The organism is Enterococcus nangangensis, from assembly GCF_005405245.1.
In the GTDB taxonomy this organism is placed as follows: Bacteria; Bacillota; Bacilli; order Lactobacillales; family Enterococcaceae; genus Enterococcus_J; species Enterococcus_J nangangensis.
The window spans coordinates 1-16585 of record NZ_BJDR01000035.1; the positions used below are offsets into that span (position 1 = coordinate 1).

Consider the following 16585-nt stretch of genomic DNA (forward strand, 5'->3'; position numbering starts at 1 on the left):
CAGCTAACGTTTTCCGTTATGAGGACACGCTAGGGACTTGAACCCATGAGAGTTTGCCCATGCCGGGCAAACAAAAGAAGCTGTCTGTTTTCAGACAACTTCCTCTACTTAAAAATTATTTATTTAAAAATTCAGCCACCGCAGCTAAAGCTTGGGGAATTCCTGCTGGATTTTTACCCCCAGCTTGAGCAAGATCAGGACGACCACCGCCGCCGCCACCCACTAATGGGGCGATAGCTTTAATTAAATCGCCAGCTTTGACGCCAGCAGCCACCGCTTTAGGGTTAGCAGCGACTAAAAGATTAGCTTTATCTTGGTTTTGACAAGCTAACACTAAGACATCGCTAGCTGCTTTTTGTTTCCATTCGTCGGCTAACTGCCGTAATTGATTCATATCTTTGACTTTAACTTGTTTGGCTAAGAAGGTTAAAGCACCAGCTGTTTCGGGATTAACAAAGAGATTATCCGCTTGTTGCGCGGCTAATTTTTGCAATAAGGCTTGATTTTCTTTTTGTAATTCGCGCAAGGACTCTTGCAAACTTTCTACTTTAGTTGGTGTTTCTTTTAATTGTGGCGATTTTACCAAAGCCGCGGTTTCTTTTAATAAAGCTTCTTCTGCTTTAAAGGCTTCAAATGCTTCTTGGCTAGTCACCGCATCAATCCGGCGTACCCCCGCGCCAATCCCAGATTCTGAAATAATCTTAAAGGCGCCAATTTCTTCGGTGTTAGCAACGTGATTCCCCCCACAAAGTTCTAAGGAGTAATTGGCAATTTTGACGACGCGAACTTCTTTGCCATATTTTTCGCCAAACAAAGCCATTGCCCCCATGCTTTTAGCCGTGTCAATATCTGTTTCCACTGTTTCCACAGGAATAGCAGCCCAAATTTTTTCGTTGACGATGTGTTCCATCTCTTCCAGTTCGGCTGGGGTCACTTGCCCAAAGTGGGTAAAGTCAAAACGCAAATGCCCCGGGGCAACCAATGAACCAGCTTGGTTGGCATGATTACCTAAAACGTCTTTTAAAGCCCGATGTAATAAATGGGTAGCCGTGTGATTTTTGGTTAATTTTTTACGCATTTTTTTATCGACAGCTAAGTGATAGGTACTGCCTTCTTGTAAGGCACTCAAAATTTCTACGGTATGCAACGCTTGCCCATTAGGCGCTTTTTGCACGTCTTCAACTTTCGCTACTACTTCACCCGCTTGATTGGTGATAACGCCGTGATCTGCTACTTGCCCGCCCATTTCAGCATAAAATGGTGTTTGGTCAAAGATTAATTGTGCTTGACCCACTAAGCCTTTAGAGACAAGTTCTTGATCTTGAATAATGACTAACAGTTCACTATCACTGGTTAAATTGTCGTAACCGATGAATTTGCTGTCGACTTTAATATCGGTTAATAAAGCAGATTGCACACCCATGGAAAATTCATCACTCCGCGCAGCCCGTGCCCGTTGCCGTTGTTGTTCCATCTCTGCTTCAAAGCCGGCGTGATCTACTGAAAGTTCTGCGTCTTCAGCCACTTCTTCCGTCAATTCTACTGGGAAACCATAAGTATCATATAATTTAAAGATATCTTTTCCTGCTAAAGTCGTTGCACCGGCAGCTTTAGTTTTTGCAATGGTTTCTTCTAAAATACTTAAGCCTTCATTGATGGTTTCGTGGAAACGATTTTCTTCATTCCGTACAACTTTTTGAATAAATTCTTGTTGGGCTAAAACTTCTGGATAATAGCTTTCCATAATTTTGCCGACAACAGGGACCAATTTGTATAAGAATGCTTCGTTAATGCCGAGTTTTTTCCCGTGCATCACCGCCCGCCGTAAAAGCCGACGTAAAACATAGCCGCGGCCTTCATTACTTGGTAAAGCCCCATCGCCAATGGCAAAAGATAAGGCGCGAATATGATCGGCGATAACTTTAAAGGAAATATCATCTTGTTTATTGACGGCATATTTTTTATGACTCATTGCTTCTGTGGCATGAATAATCGGTAAGAACAAATCGGTTTCAAAGTTGGTTGGGGCATTTTGGATAATGGAAACCATCCGTTCTAAGCCCATCCCCGTATCAATATTTTTATGGGGTAGCGGTTCAAAGGTGTCTTGCGGCGTATGATTAAATTCAGAAAAGACTAAGTTCCAAATTTCCAAGTAACGTTCATTTTCCCCACCAGGATAATTTTCAGGATCATCTTCTGCAACATCGTTAAATTCTTGGCCGCGATCGTAAAAAATTTCCGTATCTGGACCACTAGGACCGGCACCGATATCCCAGAAGTTATCTTCAATTTCAATAATGTGGTCTAAAGGTAGCCCCACTTCTTCATGCCAAATCCGTTTGGCTTCCGTATCTTTAGGATAAACCGTAACGTAAAGTTTTTCTGGATCAAAATCAAACCATTCAGGGCTCGTTAATAACTCCCAAGACCAATGGATGATTTCTTTTTTAAAGTAATCGCCGATGGAAAAGTTGCCTAACATTTCAAACATCGTATGGTGGCGAGCCGTTTTCCCAACATTTTCAATATCGTTGGTCCGAATTGATTTTTGTGCATTGGTGATGCGGGGATTTTCAGGAACGACGGAACCATCAAAATATTTTTTCAAAGTAGCCACCCCGGAGTTAATCCATAATAAAGTTGGATCGTTCACTGGGATTAAAGAAGCACTAGGTTCAACACTGTGCCCTTTTGATTTAAAAAAGTCTAAAAACATTTGCCGAACTTCAGCACTGGATAATTGTTTCATCAATTGTTCTTCCTTTCTTTTTGACAAAAAATAAAACACACCACTGCCAGCCAGGACGCCAAAACGCGGTACCACCTGACTTGCAATGATGTGTAATCATTACCTCTTAAGCTTCTTAACGCGAAGGCACGGACGGGTTACGTCAATTAAAGGGAGCATCTGGGACACTTTTGATCTGGTTGCACCAACCCCAGACTCGCTAGACAAAAGTCATTACAGACATATCCTTCATGAAGGAGTATAAAAAAGTTTTCTAAAAATGTCAAGGTAAGATACGGGTGACTTTGCGATAAGCGTAATCTTGAGCCGGCAAGCTAGCTTCGGGTAGGAGCGGATCGACTCTGCGATAATAATGGCTTAAAGGCAATAAGGCTGCCATTAAATTAGGACTAGTGGAATCTACCGGGCCTGCTTTCACGACATCGGTATCCCGCAACAAAGAATGTTGCCAGCGATCAATATTAATTTTTAAACCAAACATGTTATCGATTTGCGAAAATGACGGCGTAATATTCACACCATCAAAAAAGTTAAGGCTACTCCCCCAAACAAACAGGCGGCGAGTCCCGCCACCAATCAAATATTCATACTCGTCTTCAGTGGGAAAATAAAAATTATAACGCCGCAATTCTTTTTCAACGGTCGCTAAAGTTTTGACTTGATGCTTGTAAACATGATACCGGCTGTCCCGCGGATCTAATTCTAAATAAAAGGCTCCTTCTTTAAAGAAACGCTTGGGAAACTCCCACGTCAGGCTCTCTTCTTGGGTCATGGCCGGATAGACAATTTGACGAATCGCTGTCTCAATTGGTGAAAAGTCTGCCACTTCGCCGTAAAACAAGCCAGTAATCGTATCAAAATCCCCAATATAGCTACAACCAAAGGGAATCGCATAACGAGAAACAATCATCGGGGGCACATTGACCTTCCGCAAAGCTGAAGTATTCTCATTGACGACAGCAGCCAACTCTTCTGGTGTGGGAATTTGCGGATGCGTATGTTGTTCAAAAAAGTTAAAGGCGGCTTCACTGGCTAAAATATCTCGCAAGCTTAAGCCTTCTGTTCCTTGATCCCAACCTAGAATGGCTTCTTTTTGCCCTGGTACAAAAACAAAAGGTTCGCCGTTAATGGTAAAAGTAAAAGTGCGACATTTGACGCCTCCCATTTCAAAATCTCGCAGCTCCACGTCCCGCACTAAAGTCAAAGGTGAAACGAAATACATCAATACTTGGCGCATTAAAACCATTTTATCTTTATCTTGTAATGTTTTCCAAATGGGCCAATACATTTGCTCAAAGGCGTTCATTCCCCATTCCTCCTTGTCAATTCATTGGTCTAAGTATACCATTAAAGTAACAAAGAAAAAAACATTGGAGGACGTATGATTCAATTTGGTGCAACCCCTTACTTGAAAGCCTGTGCCTATTATTTACGCATGGAGGTTTTCGTGAAAGAACAGCAAATCCCCTGGAGTGTGGAATATGACGAAAGTCTGCAGGACGAAACACCTTATTTTGTTTATTTTGTCGCCGGGGCGCCGGTGGCCACTTTACGTTACCAAATCAAAGATGGTAAATTAAATCCCGATCGTCTCTGTGTGTTAAAAGATTTTCGTAAGCGGGGAATTGGTAGCCAGCTTTTACACGCGATGGAAAAATTAGGTCAGGAGAATCAATTGACGGAAGCTTTCTTATGGGGTGAAGTCGCAGCGCAAGCTTTTTATTTGAAAAACGGCTACCAAACGGCGGCAAAAGAAGTTAGCATTGATACCATTCCCTGCTATCTATTTACTAAAAAAATCGGCTAAAAAAGCTAGTGTCGGAATTTCCCTAAACAAGAAACTCCGGCACTAGCTTTTTAATTAAATTCTGCTTGATGTTCTTGAAAAAAATTAGCGTAAACTTGCACAGCTGCAAGCTCCGTCCACTTTTTGGTAGTAACTGGCACTTCATCTAAATCATAAATCTTAGCGCCTTTTAAAGACAAAACAAAAGGCGAATGGGTGGCAATAATAAATTGACAACCGAAAAAGCGGGCCGCCTCAGCTAATGTGTTGACTAAAAGCAATTGGTTAGCTGGTGATAAAGAGTTCTCTGGTTCATCTAATAAATAGAGCTGGTCGTCTAGCAAGCGTTCTTGAAAGAAACGCAAGGCGCTCTCCCCGTTGGACTCTTCTGGTACATTTTTCATTAAATTTTCCCGCACGTAACGAGACTGGGTTTTACGCCGCGTTTCCAATACTTTTTTCAATTGATCATAATCAGACAAGTCGCGATAGTGAAAATCGCTAAACTTCGTGGCCAAATAATCATCAAACATACCAACACGCTTACGATCAATGCCTTCATTTAAAGCTCGTAAATTTAACATGTAATCAAAAATTTCGTCACTAGTAATAATAGCAGACTGTCGCGGTAAAGGGTAACGCATAGAAAAGTCGCACAGCTTGAGATAGTCTTCAAAAAAACTGGAACGATTATAAAGGGCACCCCGTTGCAACTGCAATTTTTCGGCAATGATATTTAAGAGGGTCGACTTCCCTGAGCCATTGCCCCCGTAAAAAATCGTAATCGGCTCAAAGGACAAGTGACTGAACTCTTTTGCAGGAAACAACTGAAAAGGATAGTAGGTGGTAAAAGCTCGGCTTTTTTGACTAATAAAAAAGCGCCACTCTTGATCTTCATTAGGCAAATAAAAATGTTCTAAATAAAGAGCCACTGGATTCCCTCCTCCATCTTAGCCGACTACGAAACGATTACTTTTTAGTACTCGCTATTGCTTTTCTTTTTCTTCCGTCGGGTTCTTTCTTGTTGGCGTTTTTCCATTTTAGTATCTTGTTTCCGTTTTTGTTCTACGGCCCGTTGGATTTCTTTTTTATAGCCGGGTTTAATTTTTTTCTTTTTCTTCTTCACTAAACCTTTTAAAGTCGGATCTAATTCTTTTTGATTCGTCCGTTGCCGTTTTTCGCGGCGATTCCGGTCATAACTAGTCACAAGTTCCCCGCCTTTGAGTTCTTGCGGCACAAAAGTAATCCCTTGGCCTTCCAGTTCCACAATGAGGTTTTCCTCGCTAGGGGCGTATAAGGTAATCGCCGTTCCTGGTAAATTGTTACGACCGGTCCGTCCAACACGGTGAATAAAGAATGATAAGTCTTGTGGTAGATCATCGTTAATGACTAAAGAAATCCCCTCAATATCAATACCGCGAGCTGCTAAATCAGTAGCCACCACAAACTGGTAATCGAGATTTTGGATTTGTTTCATGACTTTCGTCCGTTCCCGTGCGGGCATATCACCGTGAATTTTCGCAACTTTCAAGCCTTTACCTTTTAAATAGTCCCCCAGCTCTTCCACCCGTTGGCGGGTATTGGCGAAAACAAAGGCTAAGTAAGGTTGACCCAAAGTTAAGAGTTGGTAAATCAAACGATTTTTATCTTTTCCTTTAGTAGAGACTAAAATATTTTCAATCGACGTGGCAATTTTTTCCGCCGGATCAATCTCGACAATCGTTGGATTTTCTAAATATTTTTTCAAAAACGGCCGCAGTTTTTCCGGAATCGTCGCTGAAAAAACGTAAAATTCAGTAGCACTGCTCATGGCTGCTGCCAACTGGTCAACTTCTCCTAAGAAACCGAAGTCTAAAGTCATATCCGCTTCATCAATGACTAAAGCAAAAGCAGTATGCACTTTTAGCGCTTGTTCTTTGGTTAAATCTAACAAACGACCCGGGGTGCCAATGGCAAGATGGGGTTGTTGATGATTTAATTTGGCAATTTGCCGTTTTTTGTCCGTGCCCCCTACATAACGACTAACGCGAATTTCTGCATCACTGAAATTGGCAAAGAATTGTGCCTCGTGGTAAATTTGATTTGCTAGTTCCCGACTGGGAGCGGTAATCACCACTTGCACATCTTGTACTTCTGGGTTAATGCGCGCTAATAACGGCAAGAGGAACGCTAACGTTTTCCCCGAACCGGTTTGCGATTGCCCCACAACACTTTTTCCCTTTAAAATTTGGGGAATAATTTTTTCTTGTACTGCCGTTGGGGTTTCAAATTTTTTGGCCTTTAAGCCATCGTGTAAAAATTTTGGAAATGTATAGTTTTCAAAATTCACGTGCTCACCTCATTCATTTTATCCATCAAATCATACTACCATATTTTTCTTGCCTGCTGGAAGTTTTATAAGTCAAAACTTACGATTTTTGGTATACTTAATAAAAAAGTTATTGGAGGGGTCTTATGACTTTTATCTTAGCCTCTTTATATTTGCTCCTATTTATTAATACGTTAGCGGCCTTGATTACCGTTTTTCGTAAACCACGGAGTATTCAAAGTGTCTTGGCTTGGATGATTGCCTTAACCTTACTACCAGGCATTGGTTTTTTACTTTACGCCTTTTGTGGTCGGGGCATTGATCAAGAAAGTATTTTAAATTTAACGCCAGAAGATATTTCCGACATTGAAACGATTGAAATGAAAGTGGAGACCGATTCACTGGCCTACTCTGGTTGGATAATTCCACCACTGGACTCTAATGCGCAAAAATTAGTCCGTTATCTAGACAAGACTCAACAATCTCCCTTTGCCCAAGGAAATGATGTAAAACTTTTTACGGATGGTCAAGAAAAATTTGCCCAACTTTTAAAAGACATCGCCGCAGCTAAAGAAACGATCCACATTGAGTATTATTCTTTTTACAACGATACACTAGGCAATCGTGTCTTACACGCCTTAGAGGAACGAGCCCGGGCTGGCGTAAAAGTCCGCCTAATTTACGATCCTTGGGGTTCCAAGAAAGCGACTAAAAAGTGGTTTGCCCCCTTGAAGAATCTCGGCGGTGAAGTTGCCCCATTTGTCACTAGTAAAAACGTCTTATTAAAAACGCGTTTGAACTATCACTTGCACCGGAAAATTGTCGTCATTGATGGCCTGTTAGCCTGGACCGGTGGCTTTAATATCGCCGACCAATACGTTGGGGAAAATCCTAAGTTTGGCTATTGGCGGGATAGTCACGCTCGTTTTGTGGGTCCAGTGGCTTTTACCTTACAAGAAATTTTTATCCGTGATTGGAACGCTTCCTGTCAGAAAAAAGAAGTGATTCACTACGAAGATAAATTCTTCCAAGGAGCACCCACCGCCTTACGAGGAAGTCACAGCATTCAAGTGGTGGCTGATGGTCCCGAATCGCCAGAAGATATTTTAAAAGGTGCCATGATTCGTATGATCAACGACGCCGAAAAAAGAGTTTGGATTCAAACCCCTTACTTGATTCCTGACGATAGCATGATGGCCACGCTAATGATTGCTGCACGCTCCGATATTGATGTCCGCATCATGATTCCCTGCATGCCCGACCATCCATTTATTTATCGGGCAACACAGTATTACGCCAATATTTTAACGAAACAAGGAGTTAAGGTATATATTTATAACAACGGCTTTTTGCATGCTAAAACAAGTCTGGTGGACGACAATCTCTGCTCCATCGGTTCCATGAACCAAGATATTCGGTCTTACTCATTAAACTTTGAAGCGCAAGCTTTCTTATACTCACGAGAATTGAACTTAAAATTTGAAGAAATCTTTATTAAAGATCTCGAACACTGCACCTTACTCACTGAAGAAATGATTGCCAACCAATCCCGTTGGCTCCGCTTCAAACAAAACTTCTCCCGTTTACTTTCTCCGATTTTATAAAAATCCTGACACTTCTATCAAAAGAGGTGCAGGATTTTTTGTTTTCTCTCGGCTAGCCCTTCTCGTAAATGATCTTACTTAACCGAATTTTTTATCTATGATACGCTTTAAGTAGCCCTTATCAAGTAAGTAAGTCCCTATGACAAAGAAGGAGAAATTGCCATGAAGAAGTATCTTTTGCCAATTATTTTGACGCTGTTAGGCCTATGCGTCATTCGTTTAGGCATTTGGAAATATCACGATGACCAAGCTTTTCTCACTCGCGCAAATGAAGCCCAGGCCCAAGTTGTCAAAATGGAATATGTTGGTCATGATGAAGACGACGGTGACCAATATGATTTACATTACGAATATACAGTCGCTGGAGAAACCTACAGTTTTATCGATTATGCCACCCGTAAAAGTTATGTGGGGCTACGACGAATATTCATTACGATGTCGGAAGTCCCGGCTATAGTCGTCAACATTTAGATAGCTATGTGGGACAAGTAGCCATCGCAATTGCCTTCGGTGCTTTGCTGCTTATTTTAGCCCTCATATGCGCCATTTCTGTTTTCAAAGAGCATCGTCGCTATAAAAGAAAAGTTCTCAGCTGAAAAAAAATTACAGTTTTTTTCTTCAATCGCAAAAAACCATTCCTCAAAAAAGGAATGGTTTTTACGCGTTAAGCTTAAGGAGAGAACGGGATTTGAACCCGCGCATGAACGTTAAGTCCACTCGCCGGATTTCGAGTCCGGTGCATTACCACTCTGCCATCTCTCCAAGGCAATAAAAAAATAGGGCGTAGGGGAATCGAACCCCTATTTCATGACTGAGAATCATGCGTCTTGACCGTTTGACCAACGCCCCGTTGCATCAACAAGTGACATTATACGCCCTTTTCTATGAAGATGCAAAAACTTTTTTACCTAGTCTTCATCTTGATTATTGGTGGGATTAGCATCCGGATCATAAATAAAAGTTACCCCGCCCTTTAAAGTAGCAATACCGCGAAAATCAGCCTTATCTGGCAACGTAATCCACGCTTCCCGAAAAACCATAAACTCTTCTAGCGTTAGGGGAATCTCTTTGATTTGTCCTTCTTTTAATGCTTGTAATTGTTTTAAGTATTCAGCTTGCAACTTCTTCACCTCAAAAAAAGTGTACCACAAATTTTTTTATTATGCTTTAGGAATTGAAGCTATGTTCCTACTCTCTGCTAATTTTAACATTCGAAAACTATAACGGTAAAATATATTTTTCTAAAAAATAGGTTTGGCCATCAATAGCTGACAAAAAAGAGAGCTACTTATCAAAGTAGTCTCTCTTACAACTTTTTATAAGACTTTAGACAAGAAATCTTTAGTCCGCGGATTTTGCGGGTGGTCAAAGACTTCTTCTGGTGTACCTTTTTCCATGATAATGCCTTGGTCCATAAAGAGAATCTCGTCCCCGACTTCTTTAGCAAAGCCCATTTCATGCGTTACAATGACCATGGTCATGCCTTCTTTGGCTAAGTCCTTCATGACCCCTAACACTTCTCCCACCATTTCGGGATCCAGCGCTGAGGTAGGTTCGTCAAAGAGCATCACATCAGGTTGCATCGCCAACGCACGCGCAATGGCAATCCGTTGTTGTTGACCACCAGATAAAGACTGGGGATAAGCTTGTGCTTTATCTTCCAAGCCCACTTTCTTTAACAAGTCCATGGCAATTTTTTCAGCTTCAGCTTTACTGATTTTTTTAATCTTCAAGGGAGCTAAAGTGATGTTATCCATCACCGTCATATTAGGGAACAAATTAAATTGTTGAAAGACCATGCCCATTTTTTCCCGCATCTTAAAAATATCATTTTTCTTGGTAGTGATGTTGACCCCTTCAAAAGAAATTGTCCCTGCTGTCGGCACTTCCAATAAGTTTAAGCACCGTAAAAAGGTGGACTTCCCTGAGCCGGAAGGACCAATAACCACGGTCACTTGTCCTTTTTGAATGTTGTAGTCAATGCCTTTGAGCACTTCATTTTTACCAAAGGATTTTTTTAATCCTTGAACTTCAATAATCGTTTCTACCATCTCGCAGCCCTCCTACTTGGCGTAGCCTTTGCTTAATTTTTTCTCTAACAAAATCAACAGACGGCTGGTGGTAAAAGTAAGGACAAAATAAATGCCGGTAACCACATAAAGCGGCTCAATTCCTAAGAAGGTAATCGTTTGGACCCGTGTTGCCCCAAAGACTAATTCAGCAACCCCGATAGCGGAAAGTAATGAAGAGTCTTTGATAATCGTCACAAATTCATTTCCTAATGCTGGTAAGATATTACGAATAGCTTGTGGTAAAACAACAAAGCGCATCGTTAGTCCTGGCCGCAAGCCCAAAGAGTAGGCAGCTTCAGTTTGCCCTTTACTTACGGCTTGAATGCCTCCGCGCACAATTTCTGCTACATAAGCCCCGGAGTTCATGGCCATAGGAATAACCCCAGCCATCACTAAAGCCAACTCAGCGTTCATGATATAAAGTTTAGGCATGGGAACTTTATTATAAAGCAACACAAAACCAATCAGAATTTGGACGAACATTGGTGTGCCTCGGAATAGTTCAATGTAGCAACTGGCAATAAAACGTACCACTTTAAAACGTGATAGTTTTAGCATACCCACCAAGACCCCAATTAAGGTTCCGAAAACGACAACGACCAAGGAAACAAAAAGCGTTACTACCGCACCAGACAAATAGAAGGGATAGTATTGGGAAAGAAATGAAAAGTTCAATGAAAAGCCCCCTTAAAGGAATAAAAATTAGTCAGCGCTTTGATCAGAAAGTTCGGTATTCTTTGTAACAAATTCGTCAATTTTTTTGTCAGCAATCAACTGTTCAATGACTTTATCAATTTCTGTTTTTAAATCCCCAGAATTTTTTGGTAAAGCAACAGCATAAGATTCATCATCAGCAGAAGTTAAATCAATATCTGCAACTACTAAATCCGCATTTTGCGCTACATAGTTTTCAGCCACAGCACCTTCCATAACCATAGCATCTAAGCCTCCAGATTTCAACTGGATTAACATGGTGGCATTAGAAGGAATAGAAACAAGAGAAGCTTTTGGTAACTGGCTTTCAGCAACCCCTTCTTGAATAGAACCTTTTTGTGCCCCTACTTTTTTACCATCTAAAGAGTCCACAGAAGTATACGTATCAGCATTTGCTTTTTGAATAACAATTTTTTGCGTTGGCGTAAAGTAAGGTGTAGAGAAGTCGGCACTCTTTTGACGTTCTTCGGTAGCGGAAACTCCAGCTAAAGCTACGTCAATTTTTCCAGCTTGTAATGAAGGGAGCAAATTGTCAAAACTTAATTGCATCACTTTTAATTCTACGCCTAATTCTTCGGCTACCGCATTAGCAATATCCACGTCAATCCCTACCACATCCCCATTAGCATCAGGAAATTCGAAAGGCGGAAAATCTGGAGATGTCCCCATGACCAAAACGCCAGCTTCTTTAATTTGCGCTAACTTGTCGTCGTTATTTGCACTAGTATTGTTAGTTGCGCTACTTGAGCTTGTTTTATCCGTGCTAGTGGCACAGGCAGATAATAAAGTTAATGTCCCAACGGCAAATAATAAACCTAAAAATTTTTTCATAATGTCAAACCCCTTAATATTTATTCAATATTTATTTTTCTTTTGCATGAATTATCATATCATGAATTTTAAAGAATGCAACTATAATCTGAATATTTCTTAAATAAAAACGCTTCCCAGCAAAAATAAACATTAATTTCGCTATTTTATGCTTTTAAATGTGAATATATTCAAAAAAGGAATTGTGACAAGACTTTTGTCACAATCCCTTTTCATCAGCTATTTAGTTTCTTCATCATTTTGGTGACGTTTGGCGCGCCGGGCTAAGCGTCGTGCTTCCCGCTCAGGGTCTACTACACGTTCTTTGCGGGCTGGTCGCTCTTTAGTCGCCGTAGCCACGGGCACTGTTTCAACGGTGGTGGCTGTTATTGGTGCAGCAGTACCTTCTGCTTTTTCAATGCGACTACGAATTTTTTCTTCTTGTCCCGTTAAACGGGCATAGGCAAAGAAGCGGCGGCGAGCATCAGCAACATTTTTTGCAAATAAAGCTTGTGCTTCTGCCGGATAATTCCGTTCCAACGCTGAAAAACGTACTTGCGTCCGCATAAAGTCGGGCATCAAAGAAAAGTCTGGCTTTTTGAAATCGAGAGTCATGGGAACTTTGCCAGCTTCTTCCAACAAAGGATTATAGCGATATAAAGACCAATAACCAGATTTAACTGCATCATCAGCTTCTTTTAGACTCATGGTTTGGCCACCTTTTAAGCCGTGATTAATACATGGCGTATAGGCAATAATGACAGACGGCCCCGGGAATTTTTCAGCTTCTTCAAAGGCTTTAATCGTTTGCATTTGATTAGCACCAGAGGCAATTTGTGCCACGTAGACATTGCCATAGCTCATGGCCATCATGCCTAAGTCTTTTTTCCCGACATATTTACCACTAGCCGAGAACTTGGCAATAGCTGAAGCGGGTGTTGCTTTAGAGGTTTGACCACCGGTATTGGAGTATACTTCGTTGTCTAAAACTAAAATATTCACATCCGCACCTGTCGCAATGACGTGATCTAAGCCGCCAAAACCAATATCATAGGCCCAACCATCACCACCGATTAACCATTGGGAAGGTTTGACAAATAAATCTTTTTGGGCGTAAATAGCGGCTAATACTTCATTAGGAGCCACAGCTAAGGCTGCCTCTAAAGCGGCAATCAACTTCGTAGAGCGTTGACGTGTCCCTTCACCTTCTGAAAAATGTTCTAGCCAATCGGTCATTAAAGCTTTTAGTTCTGTTTGCGTGACATTTGGTAAAGCATCGCTGACTAACACCGCCACCCGTTCTCGTTGTGTTTCATTAGCTAAATACATGCCATATCCGTATTCCGCGTTATCTTCTAATAAAGAGTTGGACCATGATGGCCCTTGTCCTTGATCGTTAGTGGTGTACGGGGTGACCGGGAAAGCTCCACCATAAATGGAAGAACAACCGGTGGCATTAGAAATCATCATGCGATCGCCATACATTTGTGTTAATAATTTCAAATAAGGCGTCTCCCCACAACCTGGACAGGCTGAAGAAAATTCAATTAGTGGTTTATTAAATTGCGTGGACAAAACGGAATTCTTTTTATCACGATAAGGATTTTCTTTAGTCCGTAACGTCATGGCAAAAGCCCAGTTCATAGCTTGTTCCTTTTGTTCTTCGTAAGGTTTCATGACTAAAGCTTTACCTTTAGCCGGACACGCTTCCACACACATCCCACAGCCAGTACAATCTTCAATGGAAACTTGAATCCGATACTTTTGACCGTCAGGACCTTTCATATCCCGCACGATATACCCAGCAGGAGCTTCGGCCATTTCATCTTCATCGGCTAAGAAAGGACGAATCGCCGCATGCGGACAAACGAAAGCACATTCGTTACACATAGTACAACGCTCAGGAATCCATTCAGGGACTTCTAAAGCAATCCCTCGTTTTTCATATTGCGTCGTCCCTAAAGGAATCGAGCCGTCCACCATGCCGTTAGCAATGAGGTCGCCAACAGAAATTTTCTCGCCTTCTTGAGCGTTGACCGGTTCCGAAATCTGGTAGAAAAATTTAGGTAGATGCGTACTTGGTTGCCGTTTTTGTTCGGTGGCATCTCGCCAACTAGCCGGTACCACTACTTGATGGAGATGGGCAACCGTATCATCAATGGCGCGAATATTTTTATCGACAATGGTTTGTGATTTTTTCCCGTAAGCTTTTTGCGCACTTGCTTTTAAAATAGGCAACACTTCGGCAAAAGGAATAATGTTGGCTAACTTAAAGAAAGCTGTTTCCATTGTCGTGTTAATCCGATTGCCAAGACCTGCGTCTTTAGCAATTTTTACAGCATCAATGGTATAAAATTGGATCTCATTTTGCGCGAGATAACGTTTTAAGCGCACCGGCAAATTACGATCTAATTGCTCGTCGTTCCAAACGGTATTTAATAGGAAGGTTCCACCTTTTTTCAAGCCCTTCGTCAAATCATACAAATGCAAATAAGAAGGATTGTGACAGGCGATAAAATCCGCATTTTCAATTAAGTAACTGGAACGAATTGGAGTTTCTCCAAAACGCAAATGAGAAACGGTCAGCCCGCCAGACTTTTTGGAATCGTAATAAAAATATCCTTGGGCAAATTTATCGGTGTGATCCCCGATGATTTTAATCGCTGACTTATTGGCTCCAACTGTGCCGTCAGAACCAAAGCCCCAGAATTTCGCTTGGAAGGTTTGCGGATTCGTCAAATCTAAAATCGACGTTTTTGCTAGACTCATTTGGGTGACATCATCATCAATGCCGACGGTAAAGCGGCTCTTCATGGCCATCAGATCTTTGGCCAATTCGTCAAAAATCGCCACAATATGATTCGGCAAAACATCTTTAGAACCCAGACCATAGCGCCCACCAATAATTGTCGGGCGTTTAGGGGCATCATAAAAAGCACTTTGCACATCTAAAAGCAAAGGTTCGCCACCTGCTCCAGGCTCTTTCGTCCGATCTAAAACAGCAATCTTTGCCACAGTTTGCGGTAAGTTAGCTAATAGTTTAGCAACAGGGAACGGACGATACAAGTGAATATTTAAAAAGCCGACTTTGCGACCAAGTCCTCGTAAATAGTCCACCGTTTGTTCAATAATTGGACCAACACTTCCCATAGCAATAATTACTTCAGTAGCTTCTGGATCGCCGTAATAGTTGACTAAGTCATAGTCTGTCCCCCGCAACTCATTAATCGCGGTCATATATTTTTCAACAATGGCTGGTAAGTTTTGATAATACTGATTGACAGTTTCCCGTTGTTGGAAAAAGATTTCTGGTGGCTGATTCGTCCCGCTGACACTTGGCCGATTAGGATTCATTCCCCGTGCTTGAAAGCGTGCTAAAGCCTCTTGACTCATTAAAGGAATCAACTCGTCATAGTCTAAGACTTCAATTTTTTGAATTTCGTGGCTAGTACGAAAACCATCAAAGAAATTCATAAAAGGCAAACTACCTTCTAAAGCAGCTAAATGGGCCACGGCGGATAAGTCCATCACTTCTTGCACCGAACTTTCTGCTAACATCGCTACCCCAGTTTGCCGGGCAGCCATCACGTCAGAGTGATCGCCAAAAATACTCAAGGCATTACTGGTCACTGCCCGCGCGGCTACATGAAAAACGCCAGGCAACAATTCACCAGCAATTTTATATAAATCCGGTAACATTAAAAGTAAACCTTGTGAAGCTGTGTAAGTGGAAGTCAAGGAGCCGGTCTTTAAGGAGCCGTGAACCACGCCGGCTGCCCCTGCTTCTGATTGCATTTCCACCACTTTCACTGGTTGACCAAATAAATTTTTCTTTCCTTGGGCGGACCACTCATCTACTAATTCTGCCATGGTAGAACTAGGCGTAATGGGATAAATTGCCGCTAACTCCGTAAAAGCATATGAAATATAAGCGGCAGCTGTGTTGCCGTCCATTGTTTGTTTTTTTCTTGTCATTCTCTTTCTCTCCTAACTTTGCGTAAGAGCACACCTCCAGTATAAAGGAAGTCCCTTTGTTTTTAAACCAATTTACTAAAAATTTCACAAATTTCTCGCAAGAAAAAAATTCTTAGGAAAGAACTAAGGGGAAATGATGTTACTAGCCTTTTTGGTAGCTTTTTCGTATGATGAAAAAAAGAAATAAATCAACGATGATGACTGGAGTGTCGCAATGAAAAAATATTGGTTACCTTGCCTCTTGCTTTTACTGAGTATCATTTTCTTTGCTGTCGCGGCCCTTTCTCCTTCCTACTTGGATGCCGATGGGGTGTTAGTAGAGCCGGGATTTTTCGGCATTCCCTTAGGCTACCTCACCTTAGCGCTAGCCGGAGTTAGCTTATTAATTTTAAAAATTTCGCGGCGAAAAAAATAAAGCTAGTCACACTAACTGGCCCTAGCCTCATTTTCCCGAAATTTTTCAGCAAAAAACAACCCGTGTAGCTTTTGTAGTGACCCCAAAAAGTTAGACTTTTATGGAGTGGAGAAATCCACTCCTTTTTTCATGCAATAAAATAGGTATTA

The 16585-nt window shown here is 41.5% G+C and carries 13 protein-coding genes and 2 tRNA genes; 4 read left to right on the forward strand and 11 right to left on the reverse strand.

Features of this window, described 5'->3' with window-relative positions:
* Positions 1–115: 115 nt before the first annotated feature.
* Positions 116–2752: an alanine--tRNA ligase gene (gene alaS, locus FFM57_RS09215; protein WP_137600230.1), complete on the reverse strand. Its 2637-nt coding sequence runs from the start codon at positions 2750–2752 to the stop codon at positions 116–118.
* Positions 2753–3014: 262 nt separating this feature from the next.
* Positions 3015–4058 carry a DUF7278 family profilin-like fold-containing protein gene (locus FFM57_RS09220; protein WP_137600231.1) on the reverse strand — a complete coding sequence of 348 codons (1044 nt, stop codon included), beginning with the start codon at positions 4056–4058 and terminating at the stop codon, positions 3015–3017.
* Between the two features lie 75 nt (positions 4059–4133).
* Here FFM57_RS09220 and FFM57_RS09225 point away from each other — a divergent pair, with 75 nt between their 5' ends.
* The gene (locus tag FFM57_RS09225; protein WP_137600232.1) at positions 4134–4559 is read left to right on the forward strand and encodes a GNAT family N-acetyltransferase; all 426 of its coding nucleotides are present in this window, start codon (positions 4134–4136) and stop codon (positions 4557–4559) included.
* Positions 4560–4609: 50 nt separating this feature from the next.
* On the opposite strand, the gene FFM57_RS09230 is transcribed toward FFM57_RS09225, so the two are convergent.
* Both FFM57_RS09230 and FFM57_RS09235 read right to left on the reverse strand, forming a co-directional pair.
* Positions 4610–5470 carry an AAA family ATPase gene (locus FFM57_RS09230; RefSeq protein ID WP_137600233.1) on the reverse strand — a complete coding sequence of 287 codons (861 nt, stop codon included), beginning with the start codon at positions 5468–5470 and terminating at the stop codon, positions 4610–4612.
* Positions 5471–5514: 44 nt separating this feature from the next.
* Positions 5515–6867: a DEAD/DEAH box helicase gene (locus FFM57_RS09235; RefSeq protein ID WP_137600234.1), complete on the reverse strand. Its 1353-nt coding sequence runs from the start codon at positions 6865–6867 to the stop codon at positions 5515–5517.
* Between the two features lie 125 nt (positions 6868–6992).
* Between FFM57_RS09235 and cls the strand changes: the two genes are divergently transcribed.
* Entirely contained in the window at positions 6993–8450 is a 1458-nt protein-coding gene (cls, locus tag FFM57_RS09240; protein ID WP_137600235.1) for a cardiolipin synthase, read from the forward strand.
* Positions 8451–8612: 162 nt separating this feature from the next.
* Positions 8613–8921 (forward strand): DUF3592 domain-containing protein, encoded by a 309-nt coding sequence (locus tag FFM57_RS09245; protein WP_137600236.1) that lies wholly within the window; start codon positions 8613–8615, stop codon positions 8919–8921.
* A gap of 202 nt (positions 8922–9123) precedes the next feature.
* Here the strand turns inward: FFM57_RS09245 and FFM57_RS09250 are convergent.
* From FFM57_RS09250 to nifJ, 7 genes are all read right to left on the reverse strand, one after another.
* Positions 9124–9212 (reverse strand) — tRNA-Ser (locus FFM57_RS09250).
* 15 nt (positions 9213–9227) lie between these two features.
* Positions 9228–9299, reverse strand: a tRNA-Glu gene (locus tag FFM57_RS09255).
* Positions 9300–9358: 59 nt separating this feature from the next.
* Positions 9359–9571: a protein YkzS gene (gene ykzS / locus FFM57_RS09260; RefSeq protein WP_137600237.1), complete on the reverse strand. Its 213-nt coding sequence runs from the start codon at positions 9569–9571 to the stop codon at positions 9359–9361.
* A gap of 195 nt (positions 9572–9766) precedes the next feature.
* Positions 9767–10501 carry an amino acid ABC transporter ATP-binding protein gene (locus FFM57_RS09265; RefSeq protein WP_137600238.1) on the reverse strand — a complete coding sequence of 245 codons (735 nt, stop codon included), beginning with the start codon at positions 10499–10501 and terminating at the stop codon, positions 9767–9769.
* 12 nt (positions 10502–10513) lie between these two features.
* On the reverse strand, positions 10514–11197 hold the full coding sequence (locus FFM57_RS09270; RefSeq protein WP_137600239.1) for an amino acid ABC transporter permease: 684 nt from the start codon (positions 11195–11197) through the stop codon (positions 10514–10516).
* A 27-nt stretch (positions 11198–11224) separates the two neighbouring features.
* The gene (locus FFM57_RS09275; protein ID WP_137600240.1) at positions 11225–12067 is read right to left on the reverse strand and encodes a transporter substrate-binding domain-containing protein; all 843 of its coding nucleotides are present in this window, start codon (positions 12065–12067) and stop codon (positions 11225–11227) included.
* 219 nt (positions 12068–12286) lie between these two features.
* Positions 12287–16000 carry a pyruvate:ferredoxin (flavodoxin) oxidoreductase gene (gene nifJ, locus FFM57_RS09280; RefSeq protein WP_137600242.1) on the reverse strand — a complete coding sequence of 1238 codons (3714 nt, stop codon included), beginning with the start codon at positions 15998–16000 and terminating at the stop codon, positions 12287–12289.
* A gap of 235 nt (positions 16001–16235) precedes the next feature.
* Between nifJ and FFM57_RS09285 the strand changes: the two genes are divergently transcribed.
* Positions 16236–16436, forward strand: coding sequence for a DUF3955 domain-containing protein (locus FFM57_RS09285; RefSeq protein WP_137600241.1), 201 nt, complete (start codon positions 16236–16238; stop codon positions 16434–16436).
* Positions 16437–16585: the final 149 nt, after the last annotated feature.

Coding starts and splice junctions, on each gene's coding strand:
- alaS (WP_137600230.1), bottom strand. CDS start 2,752: ATGAAACAATTATCCAGTGCTGAAGTTCGGCAAATGTTTTTAGACTTT.
- FFM57_RS09220 (WP_137600231.1), bottom strand. CDS start 4,058: ATGAACGCCTTTGAGCAAATGTATTGGCCCATTTGGAAAACATTACAA.
- FFM57_RS09225 (WP_137600232.1), top strand. CDS start 4,134: ATGATTCAATTTGGTGCAACCCCTTACTTGAAAGCCTGTGCCTATTAT.
- cls (WP_137600235.1), top strand. CDS start 6,993: ATGACTTTTATCTTAGCCTCTTTATATTTGCTCCTATTTATTAATACG.
- FFM57_RS09245 (WP_137600236.1), top strand. CDS start 8,613: ATGAAGAAGTATCTTTTGCCAATTATTTTGACGCTGTTAGGCCTATGC.
- FFM57_RS09265 (WP_137600238.1), bottom strand. CDS start 10,501: ATGGTAGAAACGATTATTGAAGTTCAAGGATTAAAAAAATCCTTTGGT.
- FFM57_RS09275 (WP_137600240.1), bottom strand. CDS start 12,067: ATGAAAAAATTTTTAGGTTTATTATTTGCCGTTGGGACATTAACTTTA.
- nifJ (WP_137600242.1), bottom strand. CDS start 16,000: ATGGACGGCAACACAGCTGCCGCTTATATTTCATATGCTTTTACGGAG.
- FFM57_RS09285 (WP_137600241.1), top strand. CDS start 16,236: ATGAAAAAATATTGGTTACCTTGCCTCTTGCTTTTACTGAGTATCATT.